Origin of the sequence: Mesorhizobium sp. B3-1-8, assembly GCF_006439495.1 — a bacterium.
GTDB lineage: Bacteria > Pseudomonadota > Alphaproteobacteria > Rhizobiales > Rhizobiaceae > Mesorhizobium.
The window spans coordinates 15341-40226 of record NZ_VFTK01000027.1 but is presented as its reverse complement, the minus strand read 5'-3'; the positions used below and the strand labels follow the sequence as shown (position 1 = coordinate 40226).

The following is a 24886-nucleotide window of genomic DNA, read 5'->3' as shown; positions in this document are numbered from 1 at the left end:
CCGCTCAATCAGCGTCACTTCTTGTTGCGCGAGAGCTTGCCGAGGATCGAGCCCAGGCCTGCCTTCTTCTTTGCCTTGATTTCGCTGCGTCCGGTCAGCACATGCGCTATTTCATTGATGGTGGTGACGACCGGGCTCTTTGCGTCCATCTCGCTCAGCATACGGCCGTTGTTGGCGGCATTGCCGAACAGCAGCGGTTCGAAGTTGATCACGGCCATCGGCGTGATGCCGAGCGGTTCGGCGAAATCGGACGCCGCGATCTCGGGCCGTTTCGGTACCCCCGCCTGGTTGATGATCAGCTTCGGCGGCGGATCGTTCGGACGCAACCGCTTCAGCATGTCAACCATGTTCTTGGTGTTGCGAAGATTTGCGAGCTCGGGCGTGGCCGTGATGACGATCTCGTCCGCCTTGATCAGCGTGCTCTTCGTCCACCCGCTCCAGACGTGAGGGACATCGAGGACCAGCAGGGGCGCGCTGCGCTGCGCTGTCTCTATGATCTGCGAGAAGGCCTCGGAGTCGAAATCATAGACGCGCTCGAGCGTGGAGGGGGCCGCGAGCAGCGACAGATGCTCGGCGCATTGCGCAAGCAGACGGTCGAGATAGACCTCGTCGACCCGCTCGGGCGAAAACACCGCCTCGGCGATGCCTTGCGCCGGATCCTGGTCGAAATTGATGTTGGCGGTGCCGAAGGCGAGATCGAGATCGGCGATGACGACTTCGGACTTGAACAGCGAAGACATAGCCCAGGCGACATTGTGAGCGATGGTCGACGAGCCGACGCCGCCCTTGGCGCCGATGAACGCGATCGACCGGCCGATCGGCTCCGATTCCGGATCGACGAAGATCGACGACACGACGCTGACGATGTCGGTCATCGAGACCGGCGCGATGACATATTCGGAAATGCCGGACCGGATAAGCTCGCGATAGAGCCCGACATCATTGTAGTGGCCGATGACCACGACCTTGGAGGACGGATCGCAATATTCCGCGAGCTGGCCGAGTTGTTCGAGCAACTGCTGCGGTTCGCTGCGCGATTCCAGCAGGATGAGGTTCGGTGTCGGCGCGGACTGGTAGAACTCGATCGCGGTCGGGATGCCGCCCATATGGACCTTGAGATGGGCCTTGGCCATCCGGCGATCCTCGCCGGCGCGCTCGACGGGATTGGCGACCCCCTCGGTCTCGCAGAAGGCCTGGATCGAAATGCGCGGCACGGGACGCAGCGCCTGCATGGCGGCGATGTCCTGCTGCGAAAGGTCGCCGGTTTCCGCGGGCGTGTCGTAGGCAAGATTGCTCATCGTCATGCTCTTTCCGTGACTGCTCTCTTCGTCGTCCGGCGCGGCTCAGTAGGTTACTTCCGAATTGCTGAGGAATTCGTTCGAAATGCCTCTCGAGCGATAAAGGTCGATTACTGCGCCCCGGTTCTCGGCATCGATATCGGACTGCTTGCGCGGCCCGAGCAGATCGTTGGGATTGGCCACCTGGGCGGCGATGTTGTTCTGGTACGAGCAGCCGAAGTCGGCATAGTGCTTGTTCTCCGACGTCTCGGTCAGGTCGTCGGGCCAACGGCCGCATTTGTCGGTCTGGGCCCGCACCGCGACAAAGGCGACGCGCACTGGCGCCGACGCCTCGGGCACAGCCGACTGATAGGACGTCATGACGATACGATTGCGCTTGACGCCCGCCGCCATGGCGACCCGTGCGAAGTCGCGTCCCGCCACCAATGCCGCCACCTCGTTGGCCGAGCCTCGCGGGATTGCGATGGTCAGCGACGGGGCGGCTCCCTTGTCGTAGCCGTCGAGAAAACCGAGCAGCGTGTCGCGCTGCGCGCCGGTCATGCCGCGATCGCCGGCGCCGACCGGCAGGTCGATCTTCTGGTTCTTCTCGGCGATGACGATCGGATGGGTCGTGCGGTAATCGTCCGGTATCGACCCGACCGTAACGCTGTCGCGGTGCCAGTTGGCGCAGCCTGTGAGCGACGCTGCAAGCATGACCGCCAGTGCCGGGACCACCTGCCGACGGATCCTTGCGATACCGGATGCTGTCCGGACCGTCATGACCTTCGATGCTGACTTGGACATATCCGCATTCCCACTCATTTGTAGATGAAGCCCACGACACCGTGATAGCGGCCGGCTGGCCGGTCGGTCTGCATGGTGCCGTAGACGCGGTTGACGCGGCCGAGGAACATGGCGGCGCCATCGCTTGCCGCGTTGAAGTTGTCGTCCGGCTTGGCCAGGTCGTTGCGCGCCACCGGCCGCGTCAGATAGGGCGTGATGATGATGACGAGCTCGCTTTCGTTGCGCACGAAATCGCGGCTGCGAAACAGCGTGCCGAGGACGGGGATCTTTGCCAGGCCAGGCAAGCCGTTGACGGCCTGCCTGACGTCGTCGCGAACCAAGCCGGCGATCATCATGGACCCGCCCGAGGGCAGCTCGACTGTCGTATCCGCCAGGCGCTTTCGCAGCGACAGGACGTTCGTGCCGGGACTCGTCACGCCAGACGAGAGCGACACGGATCCTTCGGTCGTCGGCTCTGAAACCGCGGTTCTGACCTTCAGGCTGATGCGGCCGGGAGACAGCACCACCGGCTGGAATTCCAGCCCGATACCGTACTCGATCTTATCGATCGAATAGTTCCTCAAACCAGTCTGATTGTCGGAGGACACGTTGGCGGAAACACCCGACACCATATTGTATTCGCCGCCCACCTTGAAGGTGGCCTTTTCGCCGGACACAGCCGTCAAGGTCGGTTCAGCCAGTGTCTTCATGACCCCCGACTGTTCCATGGCGTTGATGTAGGCCATCAGTGACGAGTTGCCGATGCTTAGGCCCGAATTCGACAGTTGCTTGCCCAAGCCCATGAAATTGTCGCTGATCGCGCCGTAGCTGATGCCGTTGCTGCCGCCGTTGCCCACCATATTGACGCCGAGCTGCTTCATCACCGAGCGGCTGACCTCGGCGACGGTCACCTTGAGCGTTACCTGATCGTCGCCGATGATCTGCAGGAGGTTGACGATCTTGGAGGTCCGGCGCTCCTGGTCGGGATTGTTGATGTCGACGCCGCCATTGACGGAGCCGCCGGCGGCAGTCTGCGAATATTGACCCGTCGTCGCTTCACCGCCGGACACGAAAATGGTTGCGAGGTCGACGGCGCGCTTGGCATCGAGCGGCGTGTCGACCATGCCAGTCAGGACGACGTTGTCGTTGAGAAGCTCGACCTTGATCTGCGAGGACGGGAGGAAGCGCTTGAGATAGTCTTCCAGCCCTGCGACGTCGCGCTCGACGGCCAGATCCAGGCTGACGATCTGCTCGCCATTGGGGCCGAAAACAAAGATGTTGGTTTCACCGACCGCCTTGCCGAACAGGTAGATGCGCCGCGCCGTGCGGGTCACGGCATCGGCAACCGCCGGATTGGCGACGAGGATATCATAGGCGTCGCTCGGCAGGTCGATGACCACGGATTTGTTGAGGCCGAGCTTGACGCGCTGCGTGGCGACGGAAGCCGAGACGCCGGCGCCCGCGGCTTTGGCTTCGACCAGTCCCGGGGCGCCGGTGCCGAGCAGGAGAAAACCGATCGCCGCGGCGGCCAGGAAGGGCAGCAGTTTACCGTTTGGCCTCATTTCCTTGCTCCCACCTCGGAAACCTCGCCGGACTTGATCAGCCGCACGGTTCCGCGTCGGCCGTTGCCACTGACCAGATAGTCGGCTTCGTCCGTATTCTTTTCATGGATGTCGGTGATCGGGCGCAGCGCCAGCGTCAGGCGGTCCGCCATCTGCTGCGCCACGGTGATGATCTCGGCCTGCTGCGGCGTCAGCTCCAGCGTCGCGGTCTGGCCGACCCTGGTCTTCTTGCCTTCCTCGTCTTCCTGGATGGTCTGGTCGATGGCCAGCACGCGGATGTTCTTGAGGATCGTCTCGGTGTTGAAGCCGCTGCCGCCGTTGCCGGTGTCGGCGCGGCGGGTCATGATGACGTCGACGAAGTCGTTGGGCAGGATGAAGCCGCCGGCGGACGTGTCGGCCGATATCGCAGTCGCGACAGCGCGCGTGCCGGAAGGCAGGATCGACGACATGAAGCTCTGTCCCTCGCCGACCAGCTTGGAGCGCCGCAACGGCTCGCCGGTATACATGGCTACGCGGGCGACCGAGCCCTTGAGCTTTTCGACCGCGTCAGGCTCGGCGGCGCGCGTGATGAAGTTGGCGTTGACGCCATCGGCCGGCCATTCTTCCCAGCTGATGTTGGTGCCGAGCTGGCTGCCCATCGACACGTCACCGGAAAGCACCAGCACATCCTGCAATGCGATCGCCGGCTGCTTGGGCGCATCGACAACGACCTGGGGCGGCGGCGCCACGACCATGTTCTTCGCCACATAGCCCGCGCCACCCGCCGCGACCGCAGCCACGCCCAGAATAATCAATCGGGATGCTGGCATTCGTCCGAAACCCTTCGCCTCAAGGCAAACCACCTCGCCAGGCCGGACTTTGCAGCCGCAATCGTCAAAACAAGGTTAATGTAATGCTTACGATCGTGATTAATTTAAGGTTTACTCAAATTCGACTGAACGGCCTGTCCTTAACGAATAAAGGCGGCAGTGCCGCCTTCAAGGAGCGATGCCAAGGGGCGCGGGACTCAAGTCGTGAGCCTGTCCAGCGCCCAGACCATCAGCGATGAATCCGGAAAGGTGATCAGTCCGCCGAGTCCGAGCGCGATGCCATATGGGACGCCGACGCTCTCATCGGCGAAATAGCGCAAGAAGCGGCTGTGGCCGGTATACGCCGCCAGCGGCGATTTCCTGTAAACCAAGATGGCAACGGTCAGCAGGCCGCCGATGAAAGCCGACGTCACCAGATATCCGACAAGATTGATGTCGAGGCCCATCCAGACGGCCGTCGCGGCCAGAAGCTTGGCATCGCCGCCGCCCATGCCGCCGAGCGCAAAGAGGCCAAATGTCACCGCGAGCACCAGGGCGCCCGCCGCGAAATGCCAAGCGTAGCTTGTCCAATCCATGCCGGTGAGAGGAGCGACCAGCGCGAAAGTCGCCAGCAAAATAACGGGTACACGGTTGGCGATCGTCATCGAAAGCGTGTCCGATATGGCTGCATACAACATGCAGAAGGGGAAGACGACGAAGATGGCAGCTTCGATCATGGACGCGAGGCCTGCGGTGAAAATCTTGCCGCCAGTCTAGGCGGGTTCGATTAATGATTGATGTGGGTTGGACGTTCAAATCGCCGGTGACGGCGGGCCGGAAAGCTTCTCGCATTTTTCCCGGGATCGCTCTAACGCAGAAGGGCCGCCGGAGGGCGGCCCTTCATTTGTCGAAAGGCGACGCTGCCTAGCCTATTACGGCGTAGCCGGGGCAGCCGCGCCAGCACCGTTGAGGGTCGCGGCGATGTTGGCGAACTTGGCGTTCAGCGCGCCGCCGAGCTGGGTAGCGCCAACCATGATGGCGAGCGCGATGAGAGCGGCGATCAGACCGTATTCGATGGCGGTCGCGCCGGATTCGTCCTTCACGAAACGTGCAATGAGGTTAGACATTCGAGAGCTCCTACTCCACGTGTTACAGCACTTCCGTCAACTTTTCTCTTGCGGTTGATCGGATGCTGCAAATCTATGGAGAAGCCGTTTCGATCGGCTTAATAAACAGCCTTACCGATTCCTTTCCGGTGGCGAACGCGCTGTGTGGTTAACCGTGGCCTAAACATCGCCAGCCAGCTCGGCCTCCCGGAAACCGGCGCTTGTGCAATATTCCTAAAACAGTAAGCACCACCGACGCATGACGCGCCAGGCGAGCCGATCCTTAATCATGGCCAGGCCCGGCTTAACCGTTGGTTCACCAATCTCGTTCATGTTCCGTTGAAGAATCTGCCCGCGGGGAGCGCTTCAATGACGTTGTCGAGATCGCTGTTTCCAGTCGCCGCGCTGCTGGCAACTGCCGCCTTGGTCATGCCGGCCAGGGCCGGCGCGGGTATAGAAGTCACCATGAACCAGGCCAAGATCGTCAAATTGTCACGCGCGGCCGACACGGTCGTCATCGGCAATCCGGCGATCGCCGACGCCGCCGTGCAGGACGCCTCGACCATCGTCCTCACTGGCAAGGGCTTCGGTGTCACCAATATGGTCGTGCTCGATTCGGACGGCAGCCCGATCATCGATGAACAGGTGACCGTCGTGCGACAAGCCGCCTCCTCGGTGCGCATCTACAGACGCGCCGAAGTCCAGACCATGTCCTGCACGCCCTATTGCGAGAGCGCGTTCAAGAGCGAGGCCGAGAAGGCTTCCGAAGCCGAAATGAGCGCCGGTCACTGAGCCCTGCGAGCGCGAACCCACGGGCATTAAAGACAGCTTAAAGCTTGCCCGACGAATTTAACGATCATCCAAACCGGAACTCAATGGGTTTTCGCTAACCTTGCCGCCGGTACCGCAAAGGCGATCGGCAGGAACTTTGATATGAGCAAGGATGCCTCATCCGGCAACGGCATGGACAGCAAGGCGCGCGCCAAAGCCCACCCCGGCTTCTTCAGCGACAGGCGCGGCAGCACGGCGATGGAATTCGCGATGCTTGCCATCCCGTTCGCCCTTCTCGTCTTCGCCATCCTCGAGAGCTGCATTTCGTTCGCCGGCCAGGAGGTGATGGCCAACGTCACCGACGATGTCGCCCGCCAGTTGCGCACCGGGCAGCTTCAGCAGAACAACGTCACCGAAGCCTCGATCAAGCAACTGATCTGCAATCGCCTGCAGATCATGGTTTCCAACAACTGCACCGATACCGGGCCAAATGCTCCACTGCTGGTCGATCTGCGCGAATATTCGAGCTTCGCGGACGCCGCGACGGCGGGTTTCAAGATCGTGAGCGGCGATATCGTGCTGACGCAGGGCGCGAACACGATGTCTCCTACAGTCTCGCCCGGACTGGCGGAATCCATCAACATGCTGCGGGTGTTCTACAAATGGCCGGTGATGACCGATTTCCTGGCCAAGTCGATGGCAAACCTGAAGGACAGCAAAACGCTGCATTTCGCGTCCGTGACCTGGCAGAACGAACCGTTCGACGACAATTGAGACTGCTCGACAGCTAAGCCGCGGGCGTGGAGGACGATATGCATAGTGCGGGGGCACTCGGGGGGATTTTGGCGAGGATGGAGCGGTTTTGCCGCGATCGCCGCGGCGTCGCGGCGATCGAGTTCGCGTTCATCGTGCCGGTGCTCCTCATCATGTATTTCATCACGATGGAGGCCTCGCAGGCCATCGAGACCAGCAAGAAGGTCAGCCGCATCGGCAGCATGGTCGCGGACCTCGTCACCCAACAGCAGACCGTCGTGAAGGCGAATCTCGATGCAATGATGAAGATCGGCACATCGACGCTGCAGCCTTACAACCGTTCATTGCCGACGATCATCATCACAGGCATACAGATCACCGACGAAGCACCGCCGAGGGTGCAGGTTGCATGGTCGCGCAAGGTGGTGGGCACTACCTACAGCGCCGATGCGGCCGTCAACGCGACCACCACGGTGCCGGCGACGCTGATAATCCGCAACACCTTCCTGGTCCGCGTGGAGAGCGACCTCGGCTACAAGCCGATCATCACCTGGTCCGCCAGCAATTCGCAGACGCTCGGGCTGACCTCCGCCTTCAACAACATATCGATGAGCGAAACCTATTATCTAAGGCCGCGCCGGAGTCCGACGATTCCCTGCAGCGACTGCTGACACGCTATTCCTGCCCTGCCGTTTCCTGCCGCACGATCGCCACGGCCATCGCATAGTCCTTCCGCGCGGCCGGCCTGAAACCGCCGGAATGCGCGCCCTCCAGCAGGTCGTACACGTCGGGCGTCTGAGACCTGAGACTGGTCAGGAAGACCGTCAGTCGCCGCTTTGCCTCCGGATCGAGATCGCTGCGGACGGCGTGCGGGCCATAGCGCAACAGGCCCGAGGTCCATAACACCCGAAGCGACGCCTCGGGGATGCCGGCAGCCTCCAGCCGCGCGACGGTGCCCTCGGAACGGGCGGACCGGCCATCGGCATCGGCCGGTTCCCAGCCGAACAGCGCGTCGGATTCGCCGCCGCTCAGCATCGTTTCGGCCGCGGTGGCCGAAGCCGCGCGCGCCAGGAAGGGCGAATCCCGCGCGATCTTGACGCCTTCGGCCGACAGCGCCGCCATCGGCAGCAGCGCGCCGCCGACATTCTCGACCGGCGCAATCGCGATCCGGTGCGAAGCGATCGCCGCAAGGTCCGGAAGCCTGCCGTCGCGCGTCACCAGGACGGAACGGATGCCGACGGCGCCGTCGGCATCGACCGGCGCCACCAGCGGTTCGACGCAGCCGCAGCGCTCCGAGGCCGTGGCATAGGCAAGAGCCGAATAGACCGCATATTGCACGCGCCCGCTCGCCTGCGCCTCGATCAGCGCCGCATAGTCGCGCGCAACGACGAACTCGACCTTCATGCCGAGCGCATTGGCATAGGCGTCGGTCAGGCGCGCGAGCCCGGGGACGGTGTTGCCGCCGCCCGGTTCGGCAACGACGCCGACGCGGAACGTGCCGATGTCGTCACGCCAGTCGGCGCGTGCCGGCCCGGCGGCGGCGCCGAACGCCGCGAGAGCGGCCGCGCACATTTTCACGGCCTGCCTTGCCGCGGTTCTGCCGCGCCTTGCCATACCTGCTTCGCTCCCGCCGCATCCGCGTCTCGCCGCAACTATGGCGCCAAGCCGTTGCGGTTTGGTTTCCGATTTGCCAAGGCCGCTGGGGAACCTTATGTCTGGCAACCAGGACTGACAACAAAGATACCCATGGCGCGCGCGTTCCTGTTCGTTCTCGATTCTTTCGGCATCGGCGGCGCGGCCGACGCAGAACGCTACGGCGATGCCGGAGCCGACACGTTCGGACATATTTTTCAGGCCTGCGCCGATGGTCGCGCCGATCGGGAAGGTTTGCGCAACGGGCCGCTGGCCGTGCCCAACATGATGTCGCTCGGTCTTGGCCGAGCGGCGCAGACGGCGACCGGGCTCACGTTCGACGTCGATACGCCGATGCTTGCCTCGTCCTTCCACGGGGCCGCCCAGGAAGTGTCAAGCGGCAAGGATACGCCCTCCGGCCACTGGGAAATCGCCGGCCTGCCGGTGCGCTTCGACTGGGGCTATTTCCCCGACACCGTGCCTGCCTTTCCGGCCGAACTGACCGAAGCGATCATCCGCGAAGGCAAGCTGCCGGGAATCCTCGGCAATTGCCATGCACCCGGAACCGAGATCATCGAACGGCTCGGCGAAGAGCATATCCGCACCGGCAAACCGATCTGCTACACGTCGGTCGATTCCGTGCTGCAGATCGCCGCGCATGAAACGCATTTCGGCCTGGAGCGGCTTTATGAGCTTTGTCTCACGGTGCGTCGGCTGGTCGATCCGTTCAAGATCGGGCGCGTGATCGCGCGACCTTTCGTGGGCGAGACGCCCGTCACCTTCCAGCGCACCCACAACCGCCGCGACTATGCGGTGCCGCCACCGGAGCCGACCCTGCTCGACCGGCTGACCGGGCGCGGCAGCAAGGTCATCGCCGTCGGCAAGATCGGCGACATCTTCGCCCATCGCGGCATTTCGGAAGTGCGCAAGGCCGGCGGCAACATGGCGATGTTCGACAAGGCGCTCGGCGTGATGGACGACGCCGGCGACGGCGACCTGGTCTTTGCCAATTTCGTCGATTTCGATACCGAGTTCGGTCACCGGCGCGACGTCGCCGGCTATGCCGGCGCGCTCGAGGCGTTCGACCGTCGGCTGCCGGAGGCGCTGTCGCGCATCGGGCCAGGCGACCTCCTGATCCTCACCGCCGACCATGGCAACGATCCGACCTGGCGCGGCACCGACCATACGCGCGAGCGCGTTCCGGTGATCGGCACGGGGCCGGGGCTGGCGGGCGGCGACATCGGGCTCAGGCCGACCTTCGCCGATATAGGCGAAACCGTCGCGGACCACCTCGGCCTGGCGGCCGGTCGCCACGGAACATCCTTCCTCGCAACGATAGGCGGCCATGCCTGAGCTGCCCGAAGTCGAAACCGTCCGGCGCGGGCTGCAGCCGGTCTTGGAAGGAGCGCGGCTCGTCAAGGTCGAGGCGCGCAGGCCCGACCTTCGCTTTCCTTTTCCCGAACGCTTTTCGGAGCGGCTTACCGGCAAGACCGTGACGGCGCTTGGCCGGCGCGCCAAATACCTGACGATGCATATCGAGAACGGCCCGGTTCTGATCTGTCATCTCGGCATGTCGGGATCGTTCCGCGTCGAAGCCGCCGCGGGCAGCGACATCCCCGGCGCCTTCCACCACGAGCGCTCGAAAAGCGCCGCGCACGACCATGTCGTTTTCGACGTCGTCTCGCCGAAGCATGAGCGCTCCCGCGTCATCTTCAACGACCCGCGCCGCTTCGGATTCATGCTGTTTGCCGAAGGGGCGCCGGACACGCATCCGATGCTGGCTGGGCTCGGCATCGAGCCGACCGGCAACGCGCTCGACGGTCCCCTGCTTGCCTCGCTGCTGAAGGATCGCAGATCGCCGCTCAAGGCGGCACTGCTCGATCAGCGTCTGATTGCCGGACTCGGCAATATATATGTGGCGGAGGCCTTGTGGCGCGCCGGCCTCTCGCCGCTGCGCGAAGCTGGCACCATCGCCGGGTCGGCCAAGAAGGCGAAAGAGCAAAGCGCGCGCCTTGCCGAGGCGATCCGCTCGGTCATTGCCGACGCGATCGCCGCCGGCGGCTCCTCGCTGCGCGACTATGTCCAGGCCGACGGATCGCTCGGCTATTTCCAGCATTCCTTCGCGGTTTACGATCGCGAGGGCGAGCCATGTCCGAAGCCAGGCTGCCGCGGCCACATCGAGCGCATCGTGCAAAGCGGCCGCTCGACCTTCTATTGCCGGACCTGTCAGCGGTGAGCTAGGAACGGTATCGATCATCCCACTGCCGCGGAAGGAAGCGAACCATGGCCCATGAAACCATTATCGTCGAGACACGCGGCAAGGTCGGACTGATCACGCTGAACCGGTCCAAGGCGCTCAATGCGCTGAATTCGCAAATCCTTGCGGAGGTCGTGGCGGCGGCGAGCGCATTCAATGCCGATCCCGGGATCGGCGCGATGGTGCTTACCGGCTCGGAAAAGGCGTTTGCCGCCGGCGCCGACATCAAGGAAATGCAGGCGATATCCTTCGCCGACGCCTACACGCAGGACTTCTTCGTCGGCTGGGAGGAATTCACGCGCACGCGCAAGCCCATCATCGCGGCGGTTGCGGGCTACGCGCTCGGCGGCGGCTGCGAGTTGGCCATGATGTGCGACTTCATCATCGCCGGCGACAACGCCAAGTTCGGCCAGCCCGAAATCACGCTCGGCGTCATGCCGGGCATGGGCGGATCGCAGCGGCTGACCCGCTTCGTCGGCAAGTCGAAGGCGATGGACATGTGCCTGACCGGGCGGATGATGGACGCGGCCGAAGCCGAGCGCAGCGGGCTGGTATCGCGCGTGGTGCCGGTCGCCGAACTGCTCGACGAGGCGCTGAAGGCGGCGGCCAAGATCGCCGAGTTCTCGCTGCCGTCGGTCATGATGACCAAGGAGGCCGTCAACCGCGCCTACGAGACGACGCTTGCCGAAGGGCTGCGCTTCGAGCGGCGCCTGTTCCATTCGCTGTTCGCGCTCGATGATCAGAAGGAAGGCATGGCCGCCTTCGTCGAGAAGCGGAAGCCGAATTTCACCAACCGCTAGGGCACGTTGCCGAATGACTGAAGGCGGGTCATGGCGTGATGCGCTTTCGGTCTCCAAAAAGACCGCCAAGTGGCGTTGACGCGCCGGAAAAGCTGAACTATAAGCCGCACCAACCGAGGCGGCCCTGTGGCTGCCCGTTTGTTTTTTGCGCCCTGCGGCACCCCGCTGGCGCCCACCAGATCGGAAGAGAGGCATCATGGCCAATACGTCTTCGGCCAAAAAGGCAACGCGCAAGATCGCCCGCCGCGCGGCGGTCAACAAGAACCGTCGCTCGCGTGTCCGCACCTATGTGCGCCAGGTCGAAGAGGCGCTGGCCGCCGGCGACAAGGCCGCGGCGGTGGCAGCCTTCAAGGCGGCGGAGCCGGAGTTGATGCGCGCCGCCACCAAGGGCGTCGTCCACAAGAACACAGCTTCCCGCAAGGTTTCGCGGCTTGCCCAGCGGGTCAAGACGCTGTCGGCCTGACCGACTTAATCCTTAATCAACCGATGTTGAACCCGGTCGCACAGGCCGGGTTTTTTCGTTTGCCGGCAAGTACTTAAAAAAATTGCTCGCAAGCAACGCTTGCGACGTGATTCCAATGCCAGTAATGTTTTGCCGGCATATTCAACGCCGCTGATACCGGCACGCCCTCCCCGCGGCAACTGCCCAAATTTGCCTGGCAAAAAATCTTCAGTTTTTTCAAAGACTTACAGCCGGTCATCCACAGCTTGTTCAACTCAAGATCGAGCGGCGGGGGAGAAGTAGCTGTCAAGAGAATTATTTCAGAATATTTCGTTTCGGGCGGCCTTTTTCATATTCGCCGGAAAAGGGTTTGAATCACAATGGCTTTGTCAAAATGTGCCGTCGCAGCACCCGATTTCAAGCCCCGTCTGGTAACCAGATTCGTTAAAAAACCGTTAGATGTGGCCTTGCCCTATCCACAGCGATTTCGGTAATGTCCATCCATCGAAGGGACGGGCTGTAGCCCCTGACCCAGCCTGAATCGGCCAGCACAAAATGGCAGAATTCATGACGTGGAGCAATTCCGCGTGCGGCTTGGTTTGTCTCTTCGGTGCGGGTAGGGGACTGGCGTAATTGTACATGGCAGTCGATGTCTCGCCGGCGTTTTCGCCGGAGGGTGATGTATTGCCTTGTCGTTGTCGGAGGCCGGCGTGCGGAGCCGGCAGCTGGTTCCTTGCGCGAGTTGCGACGATCGTTGCCGGCGGCGGCAGCGGCATCGCGGCGAAATGAGGTCGCCGGACCAAGGATGCAGGAGGCGCATCCCCGGTGGAAAAGGGTACGAGAAGACAAGGAACTTTGATCATGCAAAGCGGCATCGAGAGGGAGCTAGCGGGCGAGCTTCCATTTCCAGCAACTTTTGTCGGAGGGGGCGACGTGGCGGCATCCAGCGACGCGGAACAGAAGTTCGAACGGGTCAAGACCCAGCTGAAGGCGCGTCTTGGGGCCGAGGTCTATTCGAGCTGGTTCGGTCGCATGAAGGTCGCCGAGGCCTCCCGCGGCATTATCCGCATCTCGGTGCCTACGGCCTTCCTGAGGTCCTGGATCAACGGCCATTATCTCGAGCTTATCGCGGAGCTGTGGCGGCATGAGGATCCGGACATCCTCAAGATCGAGATCGTCGTGCGCACCGCGACGCGGCAGGGGCGCAACCCTGTCGAGCCGGAAATCGCGCCGGCACGCAAGATGACCAAGCAAACGCATACCGCGCTCGCCAACGGCACCGCGAGCGCCGGGCGCGTGGAACAACGGGCGCCGGCGCCCCGCCAGGGCGCGTCCGCGGAACCGGAGTTCCGCCACAATGTGCTGGGGTCGCCGCTTGACCCGCGTTACACGTTCGCCTCCTTCATCGAAGGGCCGTCGAACAGGGTGGCCTTCGCCGCGGCCAGGGCGGTGGCGGAATCGCAGTCGAGCGCGGTGCGCTTCAACCCGCTTTTCCTGCATGCGACCGTCGGGCTCGGCAAGACGCACCTCCTGCAAGCGATCGCCGCTGAATCGCTGCGGCACAACCCGAAGTCGCGCGTCGTCTATCTGACGGCGGAATATTTCATGTGGCGCTTCGCCACCGCGATCCGCGACAACAACGCGCTGACCCTGAAGGAGCAACTGCGCGACATCGATCTCTTGATCATCGACGACATGCAGTTCCTGCAGGGCAAGTCGATCCAGCACGAATTCTGCCACCTCATCAACATGCTGCTCGACAGCGCCAAGCAGGTGGTGGTCGCGGCCGACCGGCCGCCCTCGGAACTGGAATCGCTGGAGCCGCGCGTGCGTTCGCGCCTCAATGGCGGCGTGGCGCTGGAAATGTCGGCGCCGGATTTCGCGATGCGGCTCGGCATGCTGAAACTGCGCCGCGCCACCACCAAGACCGACGACACCTCGCTCGACATCTCGGACGAGATCCTGGAGCATGTCGCGCGCACGGTGACCGGCAGCGGGCGCGAGCTCGAAGGCGCCTTCAACCAGCTTCTGTTCCGCCAGTCCTTCGAGCCGCAGATCACCATCGACCGCATCGACGAGATTCTCGGCCACATCTACCGCTCCGGCGAGCCGAAGCGGGTGCGCATCGAGGACATCCAGCGCATCGTGGCGCGCCACTACAACGTGTCGAAGACGGAGCTTCTGTCCAACCGGCGCACGCGCACCATCGTCAAGCCGAGGCAGGTGGCGATGTATCTGTCGAAAGTGATGACGCCGCGCTCATTGCCGGAGATCGGGCGCCGCTTCGGCGGCCGCGACCACACGACCGTGCTGCATGCCGTGCGCAAGATCGAGGACCTTTCGGGCGGGGACAACACGTTGGCGCAGGAACTCGAGCTGCTCAGAAGGCTGATCAACGACCAGGCCTGAAGGGGCGCAGAAATAATCGGCGACGCGCTTCGCCGGCTTTATCCCCAGAAAGCCCGCGCTACCGGCCGGAACCGGTGCCGCGGGCTTGCGTTCGCAGGCTTTTTACTGTCAGCTTACACAGATTCTGAAAGCCTTTCAGGGCTTTCGCGGGATGCCGCCTGCCGGTGACCCGTTCATTCATTGAAGCGAGCCTGTTTCGTCATGCGTGTTATCCTGGAACGGTCAAATCTCTTGAAGTCCCTCAACCACGTCCACCGCGTGGTCGAGCGGCGCAACACCATACCGATCCTGTCCAACGTGCTGCTCAGCGCCGAGGGCGCCAGCCTCGAGATGAAGGCCACCGACCTCGACCTTGAGGTGACGGAAGCGACGCCCGCCAAGGTCGAGCGCGGCGGCGCAACGACGGTGCCGGCGCATCTGCTCTACGACATCGTGCGCAAGCTTTCCGACGGCGCCGAGGTGATGCTGAAGACGGACGAGGACGGCAACGCGATGACCGTCACCTCCGGTCGTTCGAGCTTCCGTCTGCAGTGCCTGCCGCAATCCGATTTCCCGGAGCTTTCGGCCGGTTCGTTCTCGCATATCTTCCGGCTGGAATCGGCGGCGCTCAAGGGCCTGATCGACAAGACCCAATTTGCCATCTCCACCGAAGAGACGCGCTACTATCTCAACGGCATCTTCCTGCACACGCATGAGGTGGGCGGCAAATTGAAACTGCGCTCGGTGGCGACCGACGGGCATCGCCTGGCGCGGGCCGAGATCGACGCGCCGGCAGGCTCCGAAGGCATGCCCGGCATCATCATTCCGCGCAAGACGGTGAGCGAGCTGCAGAAGCTGGTCGACGACCCCGACGTCGCTGTGACCACGGAGCTGTCGGACACCAAGATTCGCTTCACCATCGGCAGCGTGGTTTTGACCTCGAAGCTGATCGACGGCACCTTCCCCGACTATCAGCGCGTCATTCCGACCGGCAACGACAAGAAGCTGATCATCGACCGGCAGAGCTTCGCCGCGGCGGTAGACCGCGTTTCGACCATTTCCTCCGAACGCGGCCGGGCGGTGAAGCTTTCGATCAATGAGGGCCAGGTGACGCTCGCGGTCAACAATCCGGATTCGGGCAGCGCCACCGAGGAACTGGCGGCCGACTATTCGTCGGACCCGATCGAGATCGGCTTCAACGCCAAATACCTGCTCGACGTCGCAGCCCAGCTCACCGGCTCGGAAGCCAAGTTCATGCTGGCCGATGCCGGCTCGCCGACGCTGATCCACGACATGGCCGACGAAACGGCGCTCTACGTGCTGATGCCGATGCGGGTCTAGGTTCGGCACGGACATATATGTCGTCGTGACCGCGGATGCGAAACAGCTTCGGCAACAGAGCCATTTAAGTAAGCTAACACTTACAAATTTCCGTAACTACGCAGCGCTCTCGCTTGAACTCGCGCCCGGCGCGGTGGTGCTGTCGGGCGACAATGGCGCCGGCAAGACCAATCTCCTGGAAGCGATCTCGTTCCTGACGCCGGGCCGTGGCCTGCGCCGCGCGCCCTATGGCGATGTGGCGCGCGAAGGCGGCGACGGCGGCTTCGCCTTGCATGCTCGCATCGAGGGACCCGAGGGACAGGTGGAGATCGGCACCGGAATTTCCGGCGGCGACGCCGCCGGTGAAGGCGGCAGGAAGGTGCGGATCAACGGCGCGCCGGCGCGATCGGCCGAGGATATGCTGGAATGGCTGCGGGTCGTGTGGCTGACACCGGCGATGGACGGGCTGTTCCCTGGACCGGCGGCGGACCGCCGCCGCTTCCTCGACCGGCTGGTGCTGGCGATCGACCCCGGCCACGGCCAGCGCGCGCTCGACTATGAGAAGGCCATGCGTAGCCGTAACCGCTTGCTTACCGAAGGTTCCCGCGATGGCGCCTGGTTCGACGCGATCGAGACGCAGATGGCCGAAACCGGGGTGGCGATCGCCGCGGCGCGGGCCGAGCTGGTGCGTCTGCTTGCCGCCATGATCGACAGGTTGCCTGGCGGCGGGCCGTTTCCGCAGGCCGACATCAGCCTTGCCGGTGATCTGGAGAGCGAGGTCGCCGTCGCGCCGGCCGTCGATGTCGAGGAGCACTTCCGCCGCGCGCTTGCCAATGGCCGCGAGCGCGACCGCGCCGCCGGCCGCACGCTGGACGGCCCGCATCGTTCCGATCTCGTGGTCCGGCATCGGCCGAAGTCGATGCCGGCAGAGCTCTGTTCGACCGGCGAGCAGAAGGCGCTGCTGGTCGGCATCGTGCTGTCGCATGCCAGGCTGACCGGCGAGATGTCAGGCTTGACGCCAATCCTTCTCCTGGACGAGATCGCCGCGCATCTCGACGCGGGCCGGCGCGCGGCGCTGTTCTCCATCCTGGAGGAGTTGAATTGCCAGACCTTCATGACAGGCACGGATGCCGCGCTGTTTTCCAGCCTTGAGGGCAGAGCGCAGTTCCTGACGGTCGATCACGGCAGCGTCGGCGTGACCGGGTGATCTCTTGAAGAACCCGGCTTCGGCTTGCGCTGCGGGACAAGGCTTCGCCTTGCCCATACATGACAAGGCTCTGCGCTGGCGATATGGTTCGACGATGACCAATGCCGCGCTGACCGACGAAGAGCTCGAACGCTACGCCCGCCACATCGTGCTGCCCGAGATCGGCGGCCCCGGCCAGCAGAAGCTGAAACGGGCCCGGGTGCTGGTGATCGGCGCCGGCGGGCTCGGCGCGCCGGTGCTCGAATATCTTGCCGCCGCCGGTGTCGGCACGCTCGGCATCGTCGATGACGACACGGTCTCCTTGTCCAACCTGCAACGGCAGGTGATTCATGGAAGCGACACGATCGGCATGGCCAAGACCGACAGCGCGCGGGAAGCGATCATGCGCATCAACCCCAACGTCGCGGTGGAATCGCATCGCCTGAGGCTGACGGAGGAGAATGCCCCTGCCCTCGTCGCCCGCTACGATGTCGTCGTCGACGGCTCGGACAATTTCGAAACGCGCTACGCGGTCGCCGATGCCTGTGCCGGCGAGAAGAAACCCCTCGTCACCGCGGCCGTCGGCCGCTTCGACGGCTCGGTGACGGTGCTGAAGCCGTTCGAGGCCGGCGCCGACGGCAAGCGCAATCCGAGCTATCGCGACCTGTTCCCGGAAGCGCCGCCCGAAGGGCTGGTGCCATCCTGCGCCGTCGCCGGCATCGTCGGCGCGCTGACGGGCGTCATCGGCACGCTGGAGGCGATGGAGGCGATCAAGCTGATCACCGGCATAGGCGAGCCGCTCATCGGCCGGCTGCTGCTCTATGACGGCCTCACGGCCCGCTTCGACACCATCCGCTACAAGGCCGTGTAAGCATGGACCAGATCGTCGGCATCTCTATAATTCGCCTTGCCGCGGATTTCGACCAATGGGGCGACTTGCTCGCGCTGATCCGGCGCGCTTTTGCCTATATGGACGGCGTCATCGACCCGCCGTCATCGGCGTATCTTTTGACCGCCAAGGCGCTTGGCGAGAAGGCGAAGCGGGAGACGGGGTTCCTGGCCGTCGAGAACGGCCGCATCCTCGGGTGCGTCTTCGCGCTGGAACGGCCGCAAGATTTCTATGTCGGCAAGCTCGCCGTCGAGCCACGGCTTCAGGGCCAAGGCATCGGAACCCGGCTGATGCGGGCGGTCGAGGATCTTGCCCGCAAGCGCGGCAAGGACGCGATCGAGCTTCAGACCCGTATCGAATTGACCGCAAACCATGCGGCCTTCGCCCGGCTCGGCTTTGGCGAGACCGCGCGCACGGCGCATGCGGGCTATGACAGGCCAACCTCCGTCACCATGCGCAAGGTGCTGTCTTGAGCCTCGCACTTAGCCCGCAAGAACAGGCGATCACCGCCGGCCAGGATGGCGCGGCAATTGCGATGCGCATCGTCGCCGAAAGCGCCCGCCTGCTCGGCGCGCCGCGGCTCATCCCGATCGCTTCCACCCATATCGACGGAGCGCTTTACCACGGCGATTCCGGTACCTTGTTCGCCGAGCGGCTGGTCGAAGGCGGCGCGAAGGTCGCGGTGCGCTCGACGCTCAATGTCGGGGCGCTCGACCTGATGGGTTGCTCGCGCATCCGCCTCGAAGAGCCGCGTCGTGGCATGGCGCGGCGGATGATGGAGGCCTATCGCAAGCTCGGCTGCGAGCAGAGCTGGACCTGCGCCCCCTACCAGGCCGGACACAGACCCGCGCTCGGCAGCGACGTCGCCTGGGGTGAGTCCAACGCGGTCGTCTTCTGCAATTCGGTGCTGGGCGCGCGCACCAACCGCTACGGCGATTTTCTCGATATCGCCTGCGCGATTGTCGGCCGCGCGCCGGACTATGGCCTGCACCGGCCTGATAACCGCCGGGCGCGGCTTGTCTTCGATGTCTCGAGCCTGTCGCCATTCTTCCTCGCTTCGGAGATCGCATGGCCGGTGTTGGGCAGCCTCTATGGCCGCGAAGTGGGCAATACGATCGGTGTCGTCAGAGGCGTGACCGGTCATCCCGGCGAGGACGCGTTGAAGGCCTTCGGCGCGGCGGCCGCGTCGTCCGGCGCGGTCGGCCTGTTCCACATTGCCGGCGTGACGCCCGAGGCACCCGACGTCGAAACCATCCTGGCCGGGCAGGAGCCGGAAGCGGTGATCCGCGTGACGCCCGACATGGTGGCGAAGGCGCGCGCCGGCCTGTCGACCGCGGCAGCGCCAAAAACCATCGACGCGGTGGCGATCGGCAGCCCGCATCTGTCGCACGCCGAGTTCGACAGCCTGGAGCGGCTGATCGCAGGACGCAAGCTTGCCGTGCCGATCTATGCCTGCACCGGCCGCCATGCGCTTGCCCTGCTGGAGCAGAATGGCCGGCGGAAGCAGCTTGAAGCCAGCGGCGTCGTCATCGTCGCCGACACCTGCGTGGTGGTGACGCCGATCATGCCGGAGCTCGGCAACGGCGTTTTGATGACCAATTCGGGCAAGTTCGCGCATTACGCGCCGGGCAACACCGGCTATGCGGTGCTCTACGCCTCGCTTGCCGACTGCGTCGAAAGCGCGGTCCTCGGCAGGCCGGTCTTCACGGAGATCGCCGCATGAGCGCCATGGCCGAAATCCTGGTGCCGGGCAGAGCAGGCGAAGGCGACGCGCTGGTGCTGACGGCGCCGATCAGCTTCTGGGGCGGCGTCGATCCGAAGACAGGCCGCATCGCCGATGTCCGCCACCCGCAGCATGGCGAAGTCATTGCCGGCCGGGTGCTGTTCCTGCCGGGCACGATCGGCTCGTCATCCGCTTCGGCGGTGCTGATGGAGCTCGTCCACAACGGCCGAGCGCCGGCCGCCCTGGTGCTGCAGGAGCCGGACGCCATCCTGCTGCTCGGCCTGATCGTCGCCCGGGAAATGGGCTGGGCAACGCCGATGGCGGTGCGGCTCGAACGCGGCACGTTCGACAGCTACCGCGGAGCCACCGTCACGGTCGCTTCGGACGGCGCAGTGACCGCCGTTTAAACCTTTTCAGGTCCTCAGCGGCAGGACACGATCCGGCGGACGGTGGCCGTCGAAGAAGGCGCGGATGTTGATGATCACCTTCTCGCCCATGTCGATGCGGCCCTCGAGCGTGGCCGAGCCCATGTGCGGCAAAAGCACCACCTTGCCCTTGGCGGCAAGCTTCATGAGCTTGGTGTTCAGCGCCGGCTCGTGCTCGTAGACGTCGAGGCCGGCACCGGCGATCTTGCCGTCATGGATGAGCTTGACCAGCGATTCCTCGTCGATGATATCGCCGCGCGCGGTGTTGACGAGGTAGGCCGAAGGCTGCATCAGCGCGAGGCGACGACCCGACAGCAGGTGGAACGTCGCCGGCGTCGACGGGCAGTTGACGGAGATGATGTCCATGCGGGCCAGCATCTGGTCGAGGCTTTCCCAGTAGGTCGCCTCCAGTTCCTCCTCGACCGCCGGCAGCACGCGGTGTCGGTTGTGGTAGTGGATCGAGAGGCCGAAGGCCTTGGCCCGCCTGGCGACGGCCGTACCGATGCGGCCCATGCCGACGATGCCGAGACGTTTGCCCCAGATGCGCCGGCCGAGCATCCAGGTCGGCGACCAGCCGGCCCATTTCTTCTCGCCGGTCAGCACATTGGCGCCCTCGGCCAGCCTGCGCGGCACGGCGAGCATCAGGGCCATGGTCATGTCGGCGGTGTCTTCGGTGAGCACGTTCGGCGTGTTGGTGACGGTGATGCCTTTCTTGGCCGCCGCCGCGACGTCGATCTTGTCGACGCCATTGCCGAAATTCGCGATCAGCTTGAGGTTTTCGCCGGCCTGGGCGATCAGCGCGGCATCGATATGGTCGGTGATGGTAGGGACCAGCACATCGGCTTCCTTGACCGCCGCGACCAGCTCCGGCTGCGTCATCGGCCGGTCCTCGACATTCAGGCGCGCGTCGAACAGCTCGCGCATGCGCGTTTCGACTGGGTCGGGCAGCTTGCGCGTGATGACGACGAGGGGCCGTTTTTTACCTGCCATTTTATCCCCGAAGCTTCCTCGAAACCGATCTCGTTGAGACCTCTTTAACCAAGACCGGCGAAACTTGCAGCCAATCGCGGCACCAGCCCACTCCTGTAACAAGCGGTGCCGCCGAAGACAAAGAAAAAGGGGCGCCCGTCCCGACGGGCCGGCGCCGAAAGGAACGAAAGTGTCTGGTTTCGCGTCGCTTCGCCTGGCCTTCAGCGCAGCCCTTCTTGGCGCCCTGCTTTGCGCGCCGCAGGCGTTCGCCCAGAGTGCCGCCGCTCCCGCGCAGACCATAACGCTCGGCCCAAGCGGCCTGCCGCTGCCGCGCTTCGTCAGCCTGAAGCCGGCTCGCGTCAACTCGCGCGTCGGGCCCGGCGCCAATTATTCCGTCAACTGGATGTATCTGAAGGCCGGCCTGCCGATGGAAGTCATCCAGGAATTCGACACCTGGCGCCGCGTGCGCGATGCCGACGGCTCGGAAGGCTGGATCAACCAGTCGCTGCTCTCGGGCCGCCGCACCGCCATCGTCGCGCCCTGGCAGCGCGGCAAGGGCGGGCGAATCAACCTGCTCAACGAGCCCGACAAGGATGCCGGTGTCGTCGCCATCATCGAGCCGGGCGTGATCGGCTCGATCAAGAAATGCGACGGCCAATGGTGCGAGATGACCTTCGACGGCCATACCGGCTGGATGGCCCAGTCGCAGGTGTGGGGCGCTTATCCCGGCGAGAAGGTCAAGAACTAGGGCATGCCGAGATTCAGGTGATGCCGGCCTGCGAACGGCGGTCTCCTGCGCTTCCGGTGCTCACGTACTTTTTAGTACGCTCCGCTCCGGTTCTCGGAGCCCACCGTTCTCGGCTCGGCCTGACCTGAATCTCGGCACTCCCCTATTGGGCCGCGCCAGGGCGCTCGCGGCCGATGCGGCCGAGATGCGTATCCTGAAAACCGGTAGGCAGCTTGAGGCCGTAGCCGAGGGCACGGTCGATGGCGATGTGCGCGATCCAGATGAGCGCCACGGCGGTCGTGATCGGGCCGGCGAGCAAGGCGCCCGCAAGCAGAAGGGCGAGCGGGGCAATCAGGATATGCAAGGCGTTGTAGATGACGGCGCCGACGCCTGGCCCGGCGAGGTAGCCCAGCATCGACAGGTCCGGCGCAAGGATGAGCAGCGCAAACAGCCACCAGGAAAAGCCGGACATTGCGTAGCAAACGATAGCCAACGCGGCGACGGCGACCCATTCAAACCGGACAATTAGGTCGACGGCCCGCATCGCCACGGGATCAATCGCAGCGTTTGGGACGCAATCTCACCACGATGTCGACATTGGCGATCTCCATGCCCTCCGGCGGCGCCGGCAGGTTGGAGACGGTGACCGGTCCGCTCTCGATGTCGAAAATCCGGTTCTCGCCCTCGACGTAGAAGTGATGATGGTCGGAGGTGTTGGTGTCGAAATAGGTTTTCGAGCCTTCGACCGCCAGGATGCGCAACAGGCCGGCCTGGGTGAATTGGTGGAGCGCGTTGTACACCGTCGCCAGCGAAACCGGCACGCCGGCGGCAATCGCCTCTTCGTGCAGTTCCTCGGCGGAAAGGTGGCGATCGCCCTTGGCGAACAGCAGGTCGGCCAGCGCAATGCGCTGACGCGTCGGCCTCAGGCCGGCTTCGCGAACCCGCTTGTCCACAGCGACATTTTCCTTCCGATAGCCCGAATCCATCTTCACGTCGAAGCTTTGTTGCCCAGCCCATCAACAGGTCCAGCATGGCAAAAAGACGTCAAAAGCCAAAACCGGACATCAGCCGACATATATTCTGTAGTCCGAATGCGATCAATAGCGCGCATTGACCCGGGCAGGCGCACGGGTTAAGCGCAAACGCCGGTTTCCGGCCGCAAACAGAGTGTGTTAGGAAACCAACGACAAGGGCGCCCTGCCGCCCGCGAAGAACACGGGGACAGAAATTTGATGGCGGGTCAAAAGTCCAGCTACGATTACGAAGAACTGCTCGCCTGCGCCCGCGGCGACCTGTTCGGGCCGGGCAATGCCCAGCTGCCCTACCCACCGATGCTGATGTTCGACCGCATCACCGAGATCAGCGAGACCGGCGGCGCTTTCGACAAGGGCTTCATCCGCGCAGAATTCGATATCAAGCCGGACCTGTGGTTCTTCGCCTGCCACTTCATCGGCAACCCGATCATGCCGGGCTGCCTCGGCCTCGACGCCATGTGGCAGTTGACCGGTTTCTATCTCGGCTGGCTGGGCGAACCCGGCAAGGGCATGGCGCTGTCGACCGGCGAGGTGAAGTTCAAGGGCATGGTGACGCCGTCGGTGAAGAAGGTCGAATACGGCATCGACTTCAAGCGCGTGATGCGCGGCCGTTTGGTGCTTGGCATCGCCGATGGCTGGCTCAAGGCGGATGGCGAACCCATATATGCGGCTACGGATCTGAAGGTCGGCCTGTCCAAGCAGCCGGCCGCCTGACCGTTTTCCGCCACGGCGCCCGCGTAGCCAACGGATGCCACGTCAGTTTGTTTGCGTATGATCAAGGGGAAAACCGGCTAGGTCTTTCGCCCGAATACGCGGGAAGGAGTTGCGAATGAGACGGGTCGTAGTGACAGGGCTCGGCATTGTGTCGTCGATCGGCAACAATGCCAACGAGGTGCAGAGCTCGCTTTACGATGCCAAATCAGGCATCAGCTTTTCCAATTCCTTCGCCGAACACGGCTTCCGCTGCCAGGTCTGGGGCGCGCCGACGCTCGATCCCACTCCGATGATCGACCGCCGCGCCATGCGCTTCCTGAGCCAAGGCGCTGCCTGGAACCACGTCGCCATGGACCAGGCGATCGCTGATGCCGGCTTAAGCGAAGGCGACGTCACCAATGAGCGGACCGGCATCGTGATGGGTTCCGGCGGGCCGTCGACCCGAACCATCGTCGAAGCGGCCGAAACCACGCTCAAGAACAACAGCCCCAAGCGCATCGGCCCGTTCGCCGTGCCGAAGGCCATGTCGTCGACGGCGTCGGCCACCCTGGCCACATGGTTCAAGATCCACGGCGTCAATTATTCGATCTCGTCGGCCTGCTCGACCTCGGCGCACTGCATCGGCAATGCGTATGAGCTGATCCAGTGGGGCAAGCAGGACGTGATGTTCGCCGGCGGCCATGAGGATCTCGACTGGACCATGTCGGACCTGTTCGACGCCATGGGCGCCATGTCGTCGAAGTTCAACGACAACGCATCGACCGCTTCCCGCGCCTATGACGTCAACCGCGACGGCTTCGTCATTGCCGGCGGCGCCGGCGTGCTGGTGTTGGAAGAGCTGGAACATGCCAGGGCGCGCGGCGCCAAGATCTATGCCGAGATCGTCGGCTACGGCGCGACTTCCGACGGCTACGACATGGTTGCCCCTTCGGGGGAAGGCGCCATGCGCTGCATGCGCCAGGCGCTTGCCACGGTGTCTTCGCCGGTCGACTACATCAACACCCACGGCACCTCGACGCCGGTCGGCGATTCCAAGGAAATGGGGGCCATTCGCGAGGTGTTCGGCGACAAGATGCCTTACATCACCTCGACCAAGTCGCTCACCGGCCATTCGCTGGGGGCGGCCGGCGTGCAGGAATCGATCTATTCGATTCTGATGATGCAGGGCGGTTTCATCGGCGAGAGCGCCCATATCGAGGAGCTCGATCCGGAATTCGAGGGCATGCCGATCGTGCGCAAGCGTATCGACGATGCCAGGATCGACACCGTCCTGTCCAACTCATTCGGTTTCGGCGGCACCAACGCAACGCTGATTTTCCAGCGCTATTCCGCATAGGACC

The 24886-nt window shown here is 63.9% G+C and carries 27 protein-coding genes; 17 read left to right on the top strand and 10 right to left on the bottom strand.

Annotated features, from left to right (window positions below):
• Nucleotides 1-14 precede the first annotated feature (14 nt).
• The 6 genes from FJ424_RS23305 to FJ424_RS23280 form a co-directional block, all read right to left on the bottom strand.
• Nucleotides 15-1298, bottom strand: a complete 1284-nt coding sequence (locus FJ424_RS23305) for a CpaE family protein (protein ID WP_181175225.1) — start codon at nucleotides 1296-1298, stop codon at nucleotides 15-17.
• 45 nt (nucleotides 1299-1343) lie between these two features.
• Nucleotides 1344-2081, bottom strand: coding sequence for a CpaD family pilus assembly protein (locus FJ424_RS23300; RefSeq protein ID WP_140645305.1), 738 nt, complete (start codon nucleotides 2079-2081; stop codon nucleotides 1344-1346).
• 14 nt (nucleotides 2082-2095) lie between these two features.
• Nucleotides 2096-3622 (bottom strand): type II and III secretion system protein family protein, encoded by a 1527-nt coding sequence (locus FJ424_RS23295; protein ID WP_140645306.1) that lies wholly within the window; start codon nucleotides 3620-3622, stop codon nucleotides 2096-2098.
• Entirely contained in the window at nucleotides 3619-4431 is an 813-nt protein-coding gene (cpaB, locus tag FJ424_RS23290; RefSeq protein WP_140645307.1) for a Flp pilus assembly protein CpaB, read from the bottom strand. Before cpaB ends, FJ424_RS23295 begins: the two co-directional genes overlap by 4 nt.
• Before the next feature lie 197 nt (nucleotides 4432-4628).
• Nucleotides 4629-5147 carry a prepilin peptidase gene (locus tag FJ424_RS23285; protein ID WP_140656281.1) on the bottom strand — a complete coding sequence of 173 codons (519 nt, stop codon included), beginning with the start codon at nucleotides 5145-5147 and terminating at the stop codon, nucleotides 4629-4631.
• Nucleotides 5148-5342: 195 nt separating this feature from the next.
• A complete protein-coding gene (locus FJ424_RS23280; protein ID WP_140645309.1) occupies nucleotides 5343-5537 on the bottom strand; it encodes a Flp family type IVb pilin in 195 nt (64 codons plus the stop codon).
• Between the two features lie 348 nt (nucleotides 5538-5885).
• Between FJ424_RS23280 and FJ424_RS23275 the strand changes: the two genes are divergently transcribed.
• The 3 genes from FJ424_RS23275 (at nucleotide 5886) to FJ424_RS23265 (ending at nucleotide 7711) form a co-directional block, all read left to right on the top strand.
• A complete protein-coding gene (locus tag FJ424_RS23275; RefSeq protein ID WP_140656278.1) occupies nucleotides 5886-6308 on the top strand; it encodes a pilus assembly protein N-terminal domain-containing protein in 423 nt (140 codons plus the stop codon).
• Nucleotides 6309-6479: 171 nt separating this feature from the next.
• A complete protein-coding gene (locus FJ424_RS23270; RefSeq protein WP_226892267.1) occupies nucleotides 6480-7061 on the top strand; it encodes a TadE/TadG family type IV pilus assembly protein in 582 nt (193 codons plus the stop codon).
• Between the two features lie 77 nt (nucleotides 7062-7138).
• Entirely contained in the window at nucleotides 7139-7711 is a 573-nt protein-coding gene (locus FJ424_RS23265) for a TadE/TadG family type IV pilus assembly protein (RefSeq protein WP_246677330.1), read from the top strand.
• A 4-nt stretch (nucleotides 7712-7715) separates the two neighbouring features.
• Here FJ424_RS23265 and FJ424_RS23260 read toward each other — a convergent pair whose 3' ends face one another.
• Nucleotides 7716-8612, bottom strand: coding sequence for a PhnD/SsuA/transferrin family substrate-binding protein (locus FJ424_RS23260; RefSeq protein WP_140656272.1), 897 nt, complete (start codon nucleotides 8610-8612; stop codon nucleotides 7716-7718).
• A 174-nt stretch (nucleotides 8613-8786) separates the two neighbouring features.
• Here FJ424_RS23260 and FJ424_RS23255 point away from each other — a divergent pair, with 174 nt between their 5' ends.
• The 11 genes from FJ424_RS23255 to FJ424_RS23205 all read left to right on the top strand — a co-directional run bounded on the left by FJ424_RS23255 (nucleotide 8787) and on the right by FJ424_RS23205 (nucleotide 20084).
• Nucleotides 8787-10025, top strand: a complete 1239-nt coding sequence (locus FJ424_RS23255; protein WP_140656269.1) for a phosphopentomutase — start codon at nucleotides 8787-8789, stop codon at nucleotides 10023-10025.
• Nucleotides 10018-10908: a bifunctional DNA-formamidopyrimidine glycosylase/DNA-(apurinic or apyrimidinic site) lyase gene (mutM, locus tag FJ424_RS23250; RefSeq protein ID WP_140656266.1), complete on the top strand. Its 891-nt coding sequence runs from the start codon at nucleotides 10018-10020 to the stop codon at nucleotides 10906-10908. The genes FJ424_RS23255 and mutM overlap by 8 nt, the downstream gene beginning before the upstream one ends.
• Nucleotides 10909-10955: 47 nt before the next feature.
• Entirely contained in the window at nucleotides 10956-11729 is a 774-nt protein-coding gene (locus tag FJ424_RS23245; protein WP_140656263.1) for an enoyl-CoA hydratase, read from the top strand.
• Nucleotides 11730-11925: 196 nt separating this feature from the next.
• Nucleotides 11926-12192: a 30S ribosomal protein S20 gene (gene rpsT / locus FJ424_RS23240; protein WP_140645317.1), complete on the top strand. Its 267-nt coding sequence runs from the start codon at nucleotides 11926-11928 to the stop codon at nucleotides 12190-12192.
• Between the two features lie 840 nt (nucleotides 12193-13032).
• Entirely contained in the window at nucleotides 13033-14580 is a 1548-nt protein-coding gene (gene dnaA / locus FJ424_RS23235) for a chromosomal replication initiator protein DnaA (RefSeq protein ID WP_140645318.1), read from the top strand.
• A gap of 201 nt (nucleotides 14581-14781) precedes the next feature.
• Nucleotides 14782-15900 carry a DNA polymerase III subunit beta gene (gene dnaN / locus FJ424_RS23230; RefSeq protein ID WP_140645319.1) on the top strand — a complete coding sequence of 373 codons (1119 nt, stop codon included), beginning with the start codon at nucleotides 14782-14784 and terminating at the stop codon, nucleotides 15898-15900.
• A gap of 25 nt (nucleotides 15901-15925) precedes the next feature.
• Complete coding sequence (gene recF / locus FJ424_RS23225) at nucleotides 15926-17086, top strand: DNA replication/repair protein RecF (protein WP_140656261.1); 1161 nt, start codon at nucleotides 15926-15928, stop codon at nucleotides 17084-17086.
• Between the two features lie 94 nt (nucleotides 17087-17180).
• Nucleotides 17181-17936 (top strand): molybdopterin-synthase adenylyltransferase MoeB, encoded by a 756-nt coding sequence (locus FJ424_RS23220; RefSeq protein WP_140656320.1) that lies wholly within the window; start codon nucleotides 17181-17183, stop codon nucleotides 17934-17936.
• Nucleotides 17937-17938: 2 nt separating this feature from the next.
• On the top strand, nucleotides 17939-18427 hold the full coding sequence (locus FJ424_RS23215; RefSeq protein ID WP_140656258.1) for a GNAT family N-acetyltransferase: 489 nt from the start codon (nucleotides 17939-17941) through the stop codon (nucleotides 18425-18427).
• A complete protein-coding gene (locus FJ424_RS23210; RefSeq protein WP_140656255.1) occupies nucleotides 18424-19677 on the top strand; it encodes an aconitase X catalytic domain-containing protein in 1254 nt (417 codons plus the stop codon). The genes FJ424_RS23215 and FJ424_RS23210 overlap by 4 nt, the downstream gene beginning before the upstream one ends.
• Nucleotides 19674-20084 (top strand): DUF126 domain-containing protein, encoded by a 411-nt coding sequence (locus tag FJ424_RS23205; protein WP_140656252.1) that lies wholly within the window; start codon nucleotides 19674-19676, stop codon nucleotides 20082-20084. The genes FJ424_RS23210 and FJ424_RS23205 overlap by 4 nt, the downstream gene beginning before the upstream one ends.
• A 6-nt stretch (nucleotides 20085-20090) precedes the next feature.
• Here FJ424_RS23205 and FJ424_RS23200 read toward each other — a convergent pair whose 3' ends face one another.
• Nucleotides 20091-21092: a D-glycerate dehydrogenase gene (locus FJ424_RS23200; protein WP_140645325.1), complete on the bottom strand. Its 1002-nt coding sequence runs from the start codon at nucleotides 21090-21092 to the stop codon at nucleotides 20091-20093.
• A 169-nt stretch (nucleotides 21093-21261) separates the two neighbouring features.
• Here FJ424_RS23200 and FJ424_RS23195 point away from each other — a divergent pair, with 169 nt between their 5' ends.
• Nucleotides 21262-21819, top strand: coding sequence for an SH3 domain-containing protein (locus FJ424_RS23195; RefSeq protein WP_140645326.1), 558 nt, complete (start codon nucleotides 21262-21264; stop codon nucleotides 21817-21819).
• A 142-nt stretch (nucleotides 21820-21961) separates the two neighbouring features.
• On the opposite strand, the gene FJ424_RS23190 is transcribed toward FJ424_RS23195, so the two are convergent.
• Together FJ424_RS23190 and irrA are read right to left on the bottom strand one after the other, a co-directional pair.
• Nucleotides 21962-22342 carry a DUF4260 domain-containing protein gene (locus FJ424_RS23190; RefSeq protein ID WP_140656317.1) on the bottom strand — a complete coding sequence of 127 codons (381 nt, stop codon included), beginning with the start codon at nucleotides 22340-22342 and terminating at the stop codon, nucleotides 21962-21964.
• A 10-nt stretch (nucleotides 22343-22352) separates the two neighbouring features.
• Nucleotides 22353-22784, bottom strand: a complete 432-nt coding sequence (gene irrA, locus FJ424_RS23185) for an iron response transcriptional regulator IrrA (protein WP_140645394.1) — start codon at nucleotides 22782-22784, stop codon at nucleotides 22353-22355.
• 246 nt (nucleotides 22785-23030) lie between these two features.
• Here irrA and fabA point away from each other — a divergent pair, with 246 nt between their 5' ends.
• Nucleotides 23031-23546 (top strand): 3-hydroxyacyl-[acyl-carrier-protein] dehydratase FabA, encoded by a 516-nt coding sequence (fabA, locus tag FJ424_RS23180; RefSeq protein ID WP_095765952.1) that lies wholly within the window; start codon nucleotides 23031-23033, stop codon nucleotides 23544-23546.
• Nucleotides 23547-23661: 115 nt separating this feature from the next.
• Nucleotides 23662-24882, top strand: coding sequence for a beta-ketoacyl-ACP synthase I (gene fabB, locus FJ424_RS23175; RefSeq protein ID WP_140656249.1), 1221 nt, complete (start codon nucleotides 23662-23664; stop codon nucleotides 24880-24882).
• Nucleotides 24883-24886: the final 4 nt, after the last annotated feature.

What these genes read in the sequence shown, in the direction of transcription:
- FJ424_RS23305 (WP_181175225.1), bottom strand. Translation starts at nt 1,298, where the DNA reads ATGAGCAATCTTGCCTACGACACGCCCGCGGAAACCGGCGACCTTTCG.
- FJ424_RS23300 (WP_140645305.1), bottom strand. Translation starts at nt 2,081, where the DNA reads ATGTCCAAGTCAGCATCGAAGGTCATGACGGTCCGGACAGCATCCGGT.
- FJ424_RS23295 (WP_140645306.1), bottom strand. Translation starts at nt 3,622, where the DNA reads ATGAGGCCAAACGGTAAACTGCTGCCCTTCCTGGCCGCCGCGGCGATC.
- cpaB (WP_140645307.1), bottom strand. Translation starts at nt 4,431, where the DNA reads ATGCCAGCATCCCGATTGATTATTCTGGGCGTGGCTGCGGTCGCGGCG.
- FJ424_RS23285 (WP_140656281.1), bottom strand. Translation starts at nt 5,147, where the DNA reads ATGATCGAAGCTGCCATCTTCGTCGTCTTCCCCTTCTGCATGTTGTAT.
- FJ424_RS23280 (WP_140645309.1), bottom strand. Translation starts at nt 5,537, where the DNA reads ATGTCTAACCTCATTGCACGTTTCGTGAAGGACGAATCCGGCGCGACC.
- FJ424_RS23275 (WP_140656278.1), top strand. Translation starts at nt 5,886, where the DNA reads ATGACGTTGTCGAGATCGCTGTTTCCAGTCGCCGCGCTGCTGGCAACT.
- FJ424_RS23270 (WP_226892267.1), top strand. Translation starts at nt 6,480, where the DNA reads ATGGACAGCAAGGCGCGCGCCAAAGCCCACCCCGGCTTCTTCAGCGAC.
- FJ424_RS23265 (WP_246677330.1), top strand. Translation starts at nt 7,139, where the DNA reads ATGGAGCGGTTTTGCCGCGATCGCCGCGGCGTCGCGGCGATCGAGTTC.
- FJ424_RS23260 (WP_140656272.1), bottom strand. Translation starts at nt 8,612, where the DNA reads ATGTGCGCGGCCGCTCTCGCGGCGTTCGGCGCCGCCGCCGGGCCGGCA.
- FJ424_RS23255 (WP_140656269.1), top strand. Translation starts at nt 8,787, where the DNA reads ATGGCGCGCGCGTTCCTGTTCGTTCTCGATTCTTTCGGCATCGGCGGC.
- mutM (WP_140656266.1), top strand. Translation starts at nt 10,018, where the DNA reads ATGCCTGAGCTGCCCGAAGTCGAAACCGTCCGGCGCGGGCTGCAGCCG.
- FJ424_RS23245 (WP_140656263.1), top strand. Translation starts at nt 10,956, where the DNA reads ATGGCCCATGAAACCATTATCGTCGAGACACGCGGCAAGGTCGGACTG.
- rpsT (WP_140645317.1), top strand. Translation starts at nt 11,926, where the DNA reads ATGGCCAATACGTCTTCGGCCAAAAAGGCAACGCGCAAGATCGCCCGC.
- dnaA (WP_140645318.1), top strand. Translation starts at nt 13,033, where the DNA reads ATGCAAAGCGGCATCGAGAGGGAGCTAGCGGGCGAGCTTCCATTTCCA.
- dnaN (WP_140645319.1), top strand. Translation starts at nt 14,782, where the DNA reads ATGCGTGTTATCCTGGAACGGTCAAATCTCTTGAAGTCCCTCAACCAC.
- FJ424_RS23220 (WP_140656320.1), top strand. Translation starts at nt 17,181, where the DNA reads ATGACCAATGCCGCGCTGACCGACGAAGAGCTCGAACGCTACGCCCGC.
- FJ424_RS23215 (WP_140656258.1), top strand. Translation starts at nt 17,939, where the DNA reads ATGGACCAGATCGTCGGCATCTCTATAATTCGCCTTGCCGCGGATTTC.
- FJ424_RS23205 (WP_140656252.1), top strand. Translation starts at nt 19,674, where the DNA reads ATGAGCGCCATGGCCGAAATCCTGGTGCCGGGCAGAGCAGGCGAAGGC.
- FJ424_RS23200 (WP_140645325.1), bottom strand. Translation starts at nt 21,092, where the DNA reads ATGGCAGGTAAAAAACGGCCCCTCGTCGTCATCACGCGCAAGCTGCCC.
- FJ424_RS23190 (WP_140656317.1), bottom strand. Translation starts at nt 22,342, where the DNA reads ATGCGGGCCGTCGACCTAATTGTCCGGTTTGAATGGGTCGCCGTCGCC.
- irrA (WP_140645394.1), bottom strand. Translation starts at nt 22,784, where the DNA reads ATGGATTCGGGCTATCGGAAGGAAAATGTCGCTGTGGACAAGCGGGTT.
- fabA (WP_095765952.1), top strand. Translation starts at nt 23,031, where the DNA reads ATGGCGGGTCAAAAGTCCAGCTACGATTACGAAGAACTGCTCGCCTGC.
- fabB (WP_140656249.1), top strand. Translation starts at nt 23,662, where the DNA reads ATGAGACGGGTCGTAGTGACAGGGCTCGGCATTGTGTCGTCGATCGGC.